Source organism: Actinoplanes utahensis (genome assembly GCF_016862455.1).
In the GTDB taxonomy this organism is placed as follows: Bacteria; Actinomycetota; Actinomycetes; order Mycobacteriales; family Micromonosporaceae; genus Actinoplanes; species Actinoplanes utahensis.
Genome location: NZ_BOMZ01000131.1, coordinates 1 through 7,164 on the forward strand (window position 1 = coordinate 1; position 7,164 = coordinate 7,164).

At 66.2% G+C, this 7,164-nt stretch carries 8 protein-coding genes and 1 pseudogene; 6 read left to right on the forward strand and 3 right to left on the reverse strand.

Going from position 1 to position 7,164, the window contains the following annotated elements:
* The first annotated feature begins 240 nt into the window (after window positions 1–240).
* A complete protein-coding gene (locus Aut01nite_RS44575) occupies window positions 241–372 on the forward strand; it encodes a hypothetical protein (protein ID WP_268871737.1) in 132 nt (43 codons plus the stop codon).
* Window positions 373–414: 42 nt separating this feature from the next.
* A pseudogene (locus Aut01nite_RS42870) lies at window positions 415–1,086 on the forward strand (PCRF domain-containing protein); the annotation flags it as partial.
* A 143-nt stretch (window positions 1,087–1,229) separates the two neighbouring features.
* Here Aut01nite_RS42870 and Aut01nite_RS42875 read toward each other — a convergent pair.
* Complete coding sequence (locus tag Aut01nite_RS42875) at window positions 1,230–1,982, reverse strand: hypothetical protein (protein WP_152629011.1); 753 nt, start codon at window positions 1,980–1,982, stop codon at window positions 1,230–1,232.
* A 420-nt stretch (window positions 1,983–2,402) separates the two neighbouring features.
* Here Aut01nite_RS42875 and Aut01nite_RS42880 point away from each other — a divergent pair, with 420 nt between their 5' ends.
* Together Aut01nite_RS42880 and Aut01nite_RS42885 are read left to right on the forward strand one after the other, a co-directional pair.
* Window positions 2,403–2,804 (forward strand): hypothetical protein, encoded by a 402-nt coding sequence (locus tag Aut01nite_RS42880; RefSeq protein WP_052164371.1) that lies wholly within the window; start codon window positions 2,403–2,405, stop codon window positions 2,802–2,804.
* A 260-nt stretch (window positions 2,805–3,064) separates the two neighbouring features.
* Window positions 3,065–3,538 (forward strand): hypothetical protein, encoded by a 474-nt coding sequence (locus Aut01nite_RS42885; RefSeq protein WP_043530749.1) that lies wholly within the window; start codon window positions 3,065–3,067, stop codon window positions 3,536–3,538.
* A 165-nt stretch (window positions 3,539–3,703) separates the two neighbouring features.
* On the opposite strand, the gene Aut01nite_RS42890 is transcribed toward Aut01nite_RS42885, so the two are convergent.
* Window positions 3,704–4,300: a hypothetical protein gene (locus tag Aut01nite_RS42890; RefSeq protein WP_052164370.1), complete on the reverse strand. Its 597-nt coding sequence runs from the start codon at window positions 4,298–4,300 to the stop codon at window positions 3,704–3,706.
* Window positions 4,301–4,530: 230 nt separating this feature from the next.
* On the opposite strand from Aut01nite_RS42890, the gene Aut01nite_RS42895 reads away from it, so the two are divergent.
* Both Aut01nite_RS42895 and Aut01nite_RS45050 read left to right on the forward strand, forming a co-directional pair.
* Window positions 4,531–5,430 (forward strand): S41 family peptidase, encoded by a 900-nt coding sequence (locus tag Aut01nite_RS42895; protein ID WP_204037954.1) that lies wholly within the window; start codon window positions 4,531–4,533, stop codon window positions 5,428–5,430.
* A gap of 87 nt (window positions 5,431–5,517) precedes the next feature.
* Complete coding sequence (locus Aut01nite_RS45050; protein ID WP_083999780.1) at window positions 5,518–5,844, forward strand: Imm8 family immunity protein; 327 nt, start codon at window positions 5,518–5,520, stop codon at window positions 5,842–5,844.
* Window positions 5,845–6,418: 574 nt separating this feature from the next.
* On the opposite strand, the gene Aut01nite_RS42905 is transcribed toward Aut01nite_RS45050, so the two are convergent.
* On the reverse strand, window positions 6,419–6,994 hold the full coding sequence (locus tag Aut01nite_RS42905) for a GIY-YIG nuclease family protein (protein ID WP_083999778.1): 576 nt from the start codon (window positions 6,992–6,994) through the stop codon (window positions 6,419–6,421).
* Window positions 6,995–7,164 lie beyond the last annotated feature (170 nt).

The window sequence follows — 7,164 nt, forward strand, 5'->3', positions numbered from 1 at the left end:
CTTCCTACTGCAGCGGAATGGGACGACGCACACGAGATGTGAAGGTGCGCCGTGTGAGAACGCCGCGCGGCCGAACGCCCGACCCGCGCGATGATCGCTTGCCGCATGTCAGCGGCGCTTCAACGCGGCAGATCAGTGCACCCACGCACGACAACGGCCGGTTCATATCTCGGTGTCCCGGCTGCAGAGATCACCCACAACCAGCATGAGCTGCCGGGTGCCGGTCCGTAAACTAGGCGGGTGAGCGCCGACGAGCTGACCTACCATCTGCACGACCTCGCCACGATAGTCCGCTCGACCGCGCCCAGCCTCGAGCGGCTCCACCGGATCCGGGGCGAGCTGGAGACCGCGGCGATCGCGCCGGACCTGTGAAGAGATCCCGCGCACGGGCGGGCGGTCGGCGTCCGCCTCGCCGTCGTCACCCGTGAGCTGGCCCGCGCCGAGACGGTGCGCCGGCGGCTCGACGACGCGCGACAGCTGCTCGCGTTGGCGGTCGACGCGCACGACGACGCGGTCCTCGCCGACCTGCGGGTCGAAGCCGACGCGCTGAGCGACGCCGTCGCCGACCTGCGGATCCGGATGCGCCTCGACGGGCCCTTCGATCTACGGGACGCTGTGGTCGTCGTTCGTTCCGCCGGAACCGGCGAGGATGCGGCAACGTTGGTCGTGACCGTGCTGCGGCGATACCTCGAATGGGCCGAGCGGCACGGCCACGGCGTCGCGGTGCCCGACGACGTCCAGCCGGGATCGCGCCTACGGGAAGGAGCGCTGGTCGTGGCCGCGCCGTACGCGTACGGCCTGCTGCGCGCCGAGGCCGGCCGGCATCGCGCCGGGGCGGCCGAGGTCACCGTCACCGTGGCCCCGCTGGTCGAGGACGACGATCCGGAGACCGTCCGGGACGAGGATGTCCGGGTGGATGTGATGTGCACGCGGAATCCGGCCACGGCGTCGGTTCGATTGACCCATCTGCCGACCGGCCGGAGCGTGTCGTTCCGTAACGACGCGCGGGCGGGGCAACAGCGGGAGGCCGCCTACCGGGTGCTCCGTTCGCTGCTGCTCGTCGCGGACGTCGACAACCGCGACTGACCACGGCCCTCAGCCGGTCGGTGGGCCGTCCTGCTCGTGCTCGACCGCGGTGTCATACCTCGCTGCGCGCCCGGATCGCGGCAGTTGAGCGCATGTTCAGGGCCGGTAGCTGGCGGAAGAGCCGACGATGTCGATCATTTGCCTTACCACAGTTCGAGCTGGTCGTGATTCTTCCTCAACCAGGACAACGGCGTCGGCCAGACATCGAGCGGAGAGCGATCCGGATCCCGGAGAAGCGTGAAGTACTCCCGTGCCAAGGGAGGTAGCCCGGCCGCGGGACGGCCTTGGTCGATGACGTGGGACCAGATGACGTTTTCCACCCAGTAGCGGTAAAGGAAGTGCTCGAAGTCCGGCGCGAGCCAGTAGGCGGCGTCCGCGAACTCTGCCGGCGTGCCTGAGAAACGTTCTTCCGGCTCCTCGTCGAGTTCCGGCGTGTATAGACCGGGGCTACCGAGTACAGGGCAGGTGCCGTCAGCGGCGAGGTAGAGGTACGCCGTCCAGTCGGCGCCGTGCGAGTCACGCATGAATCGCAGCAGTCGGCCGTGCTCTTCGACTGGGCTGAACGCAGGACCGGAGATCCGCCAGTCGTCGAAGGGGGAAGGAACCCTCTGTTGCAGTGTGGCGCTCGTCATGAAGGTGACGAACGACGCGGGGAGGTAAAGACTGTCCCTGGCCAGCCGGTGGTCCAGCTCGTACATGGCTAGTTTCGGGACCGCGCCGGGTTGCATGTAGTGTGCGTCCGGCCCCGCCGCGCCGGCGGTGAGCCAGCCGAAATCACCGGTGAACAGATGCTCCGGAAGCGGCGGTAGACGGCCATACGTCTCGTCGTTGCAGATCCCGTGCGGAGTGAAGTCGTGTTCCAGAACTGTTGACCAGTATCGTTGCAGGCGCAGCACCTGGCACATGATAGGCAGCCGGCATCAGACCTGACAGATCCGCAACAGCCGACCGGATCCCACCTGCGAATGCATCCTGACCGGGCACGGTTACAGGTCGGCCCGTCACCGCGACCACCGCTCTGGACGGTGGCAACCAGCCCGAGGACGGGAGCGGCCTGTGAGGGCCGGAGGGGATTTGAACCGCCGGTGGGACATGGCACGCCAGTGGCCCCACGCGCTTCCGAGCCGCCGTGCGTACCCGGCTGCCGACTCATCAACGCTGCAATAACCCGGCCCGCCGCAGTATCACGGCAACGGTGCATATTCCGCACCCGGATTACCTCGGCGCTCGGAGCATCGTCGGCGACAGTTGAGCGCATTGTCTCGCCGGTAGGCATCGTCGTATTGCGGATCCGGAATTGACGTACGGTGAGTGCCGTGGAAGATCAAAAACGCCTGCCGGAGAGCCTCGAGGAGTTCATGGCGGCAGCAGCGGCCCAGGCACGCCTGGTGCTCGACGCAGACCCGGGCTTGCCGACGTATGACGCGGGTCTGGAGTTTCAGGGCTTGGCCATACGAACTATGGCCGAGGCTCCCGAGAGTGGACCGCTGTCCGAGGTCACGGTTGGCCTGAACCTTATCTGGGGCGCGCTCACCGACGAGATGGATGCCCCCGGCAGGGGATCTGCGGAGCAAGATGTCCAGGCTGTCAGGCACATGAAGCAGGCGGCAGCAGAATGGCTCGGCGTCATGAACTCGCCCGATGACCGCGCGGCATACCTCGATTTCTGGGTCCATGATGAATGCGGCTACTCTAGGGATCCTCCCGAATCGGGTTGAGCGCTAATGGTTTGGGCAGGGACATCCCTGCTCGGGCACGCGCTCAACTCGGCACGACAGAGCACCAGGCCCTCACAGCCGACCACCGGTCGTGACGGCGGCCGGTCCGAGCACGATCAGTGCCAGATGAGTGAATTGATATTGGCTGCCGTGATCCGTTTTCGGGACGCGCGGCGATCAAACCGGCAGCCTGCACCCCGGCGGCTATAACGCGGGCTTGCGGAGCGGGATCGCGGGCGCCGCTGGCTACGATCCGCGCTGTGCGACTCCCAGAAGTCATCCCGATCAGGTACGAGCCCGACTACCGTACCGGCCGCATCGGACGGCATGCGGGCGGACAGTTCTTCGCTGACATCACCGGCGCCTACCAGGAAGGCGTCACAGCAGGTCACGACTGGCGGAACCAGCAGCGGATCTACGCGGTGCTCCATCTCTTCGACGAAGGCGGGCACCACACTGGCTCGAATCTCCGGTTCACCGGCGTCAGGGGCGACAGCCCCGCAGCCGTCGAGGCCGCCGAGCAGGTCCTGTCGGACTGGCTGGCCGGCCTCGAGGCGGTCACGAACTGCGATATCGCCATCCGACCCTTCCGGGTCGACTTCGACAACGTCGTCTTCGGCCTCATCGATGAGACCACCGACGATCCAGACGAGGGCCACGGCGGACCATGGGCCGAGCTCTACCCACAGGGACCAGGGCTCCACGAGCCATGGAACGGCGAATACGACACCTAGGCCGCTGGGATGGCTCCGCGGCTACCATCGGCTTCACCCCTCGCGGCTACTTGAGAGTGAACTCTCTCGCCGAGAGAGGAATAGCCTGGCGCCTGGATCGCCAGACTTGGAGGCACCGGTACGCCTGTTTTGCGAGCTTCTGCAGAGCTTCGCGTTGATGCGGAGCTAGAAGAGGGGCTCCATACCCAACGAGGCAGGGTTGACGTGGGGCCTGGATGCCGGCCGCGGCGGCACGGCGGACGGGAAAGTTGGTCCACTGTCGAGAACGGCATCGAGTTCCACCACTGATGCTGGAGCCAAGCGGTAGATACCCTGAATGCTGATCGCCTTCGTCAGGAGTCCAGCTTCACTGACGTGCTTGATCGGTCGCGGCCCTCGGCGGCGCGGTAGGTAGGTCAGCGTTTTGAGCGCTTCACTCGGGACGGCATGATTGCCATGCACGGGTGTGCCCTCCTCCCCGAGCACGACCTCGTCAGTGCACGTCGGTGCCAGAAAACGCCAAGGACGGAACCGGGCGTAATGCTCCTGCAGTGAAGCACCGTCCACCTCGACGATCTCCCGGACTCGCATGCGCCCGAAGACGTACAGAACCTGCTGGTTCACGCCGATGGGATAGAGAAGGTCACCGACGGTGACCTTCGCACGGCGGAAGCTCGGCTCGGATAGGTGCGGGCCGCCGAACATGACCTCGAGCGGCCCATGTACCCCCAGCGCATTTCGCCAGCGATCCTGCGGCCAGTAGACCGTGTACGCGTCACTCACGAGCGCACCATAGCGACTGCCACCGACAGAATCGCCCGGAGATCATCCCGCTGGGTGCGGTCTCGTCGTGCATCAGGTCTGCACGGAGAGCGGCATGAGAATGCGCAGAGCATCCGCCGGTCCGCAGGCCGCGACACCGACGGCGCTTCGGGAACCGCGTCAGCGCTGGCTCTGCTGAGGGCAGAGTGGTGAACGGTGACGGTCGCCCGGATGCCCCCTACGGTTTGACCATGGGGATTGGCGAGCAGACCGGGGTCACCGAATTCGTCCATCATCTGGTCCGTTGGCTGCGCCGGCTCATGCCGTCCGGCCCGCGTCTCGACCGGCTGATCGCCGATCTCGAAGCCGCCTTCGGTGACCGGCCGGAACTGCTGACCGCAGCCGACTGCCGTGCCGTCGAAAGACTCGCGCAGGTGCACAGTCGGCACCTCGAACTGCATTTCGACGCAGACGCGACGGCGGATCCGGACACCCGGTCGCGCGGCTGGCCCCCGGTCGACCCCGAGCAGGTACGAGGCCGGGCGGCCGGGGTCCGCGAGGTGCGACGCCTGGCGGACGGGACCTTCGCGTTGACTTTCGACACCCTCGATCCGGTGGACTTCGCCGGCCCGTATCTCGAGGCCGCCTTCGCCCTTGCCCGCGGCGCCAAGCGACTGGTGCTGGACCTTCGTGGCAACGGGGGCGGTGACCCGGGAACTCTTGCGCTGATCGCCGAATATCTCCTTGGCGACGACGCGCAGGCACTGTCCGAGGTGATCTATCGGGACCGGCGCCGCCAGTGGTGGACTCGCGCGCGCCCGGCCGGCTCGGCAATGACCCAGGATCTGGCCGTGCTGGTGAGCTCGCACACCTATTCGTCGGCGGAGGCGCTGGCCTACCACCTCCAGGCACGAGGCCGTGCCGTGATTGTCGGCGAGACCACCCGGGGCGCCGCCGACCATGTCACCCCGGTGCAGTTGACCGGCCAGGTAGTCGGCCTGCTGCCGGAGGGCACCGTGATCGACGCCGTCACCGGCTCGAATTGGGAAGGATCGGGAGTGATCCCTGATATCGCGTGCACGGCGAAGGAAGCGTGGGAGGTGGCCTTGGCCCGATCAGTGTGTGATCGTTCGCCGACGACCGGCCGTTGACCTCGCGTCGAGCGCCGACGTGCCGGCCGTCGGGACGTGCTCGCTCAGCGGCCATGAGCGGACGTTTCGTACGGCAGTATCAGCGGTGTGCGAGCAGTCCTCAAGAGCCTCGCCCTTGACCCCGACCCCTCGACGCTTCCGGACGATCCGTCCCAGTTCGCGTTGCTCGCCCGGATGATGGTCGGATCGCCGGGCACACCTGGTGAGGAATCCTTCGATGTCACCGTCTGTTCGCCGCAGTGGCTCGCCAAGATTTGTCGTGAGGTCGGCGGCATCTACAACGCACGACACCATCTTGTCGTCAGCGTCGAAGACTTCGACGTGCGTGCGCTCCGCGCCTGGCTTACGGCAAGGGTGCAAGCTGCGGTTCCGTCAGCCGATAGAACCCTTAGCCCTCCATCTGCGGGATCGTAAGCGGGCGCTCTCAGAGCCAAGGAGACATGTGGATTCTTCCGACTCTCGCAACCGTAAAACCGCCTCTCGCATCGCGTACAACGAACTGCTCGACGAAGTCGCCCAGCACGTTTGGACTGCCGTAAGCACCAAGACGGGTCCTGGCACCGTAGCCATGACTTTGTCCGGGAGGGGAACTACCAGGGGCAGTCGTGGCCATGTCATCACGGCGCCAGGGCTTGAGCACGTTGTTTCCCGGACGACTCTGGCAGACCTTGCGTGCCGCGACTCCGTCACGATCGCTCCGACCGCGGGAATCGAGCCCCTCCGGCCGGCTGAGCTTGCCACTGCCAAGCGTCGTCGTAACATCACCCCGCACCATCCCTATCGTGGCTAGGCGAATAGCAGCGCACCGCCTACGCGGGTCCGCAGCACGCTGACGTTATCCCGTTGAACGCACGGTCCTCGGCACGAGCACGCGCTGCCTGGTGCTGACGTTCGCGCCGATCTGCGGCACGGCTCGCGGCGAGATAAGCGCTTGACGGAATGCCCGAAGCGCGCAGTGCCGACTCTGGACGACTCATGCGGCGACGGGTCAGTCCGGCGGCCCGCTGGAGGCGTTGTATGCGTTCTTGGCGGCGACAACGGCGGCTTGAAGGTGTTCAGGATCGACGCCGTGCACATTCAGTGGCGGGTGCAGGCGGCGGACCAACTCGGCCTCAACGGCGACCGGCTCAGGTTCCTCAGCCCAAGTCAGGCGTAGATGCCCGTACATCCATCGGGTCAGTCGTGCCTCATCCTCAGGCACCAGAACAACGCGATCGGTCCAGTGCGTTCGATAGCCCTCGTCGGGTAAGAGCAGCCCGGCAAGTGTGCGGCGCAGAGTCGAACTGCCCGACCGCCGGAGATGGTTGCGCAGAATCCGGCCCCGCAGATTGGTCGCCCGGCCGAGATACAGCAGCCGTAGCGACGGCACCTTCTCGTTGGGCAACCCGGGCAGATCGGGAAAGACCGCCGGGGCAGCCCACCATGCATAAACACCACTGCTGCGACTGAGGCCTTTGACGGCGACGTCCAGCGCGGCAGGAACGCCGGCTAGCAATCGCAGGGCTTCTTCCGCGGGTGTCCAGCCAGCCGAAGCTCCGGCGGACCGCTGTTCAGAATTAACCATCAGGAGTCATCTTAGGCGTCCGGGCTGGCCGGAGACGACCGGCATTCCCACAGGAGCCCAGGCAGCACTGTGTCCCGCCCCGGGTTTGATGGAGACATCGAAACCTGGGAGATGATTCAACGATGCCGGCACCGAAGAAGTACCCCGACGATCTGCGTGAGCGTGCGACC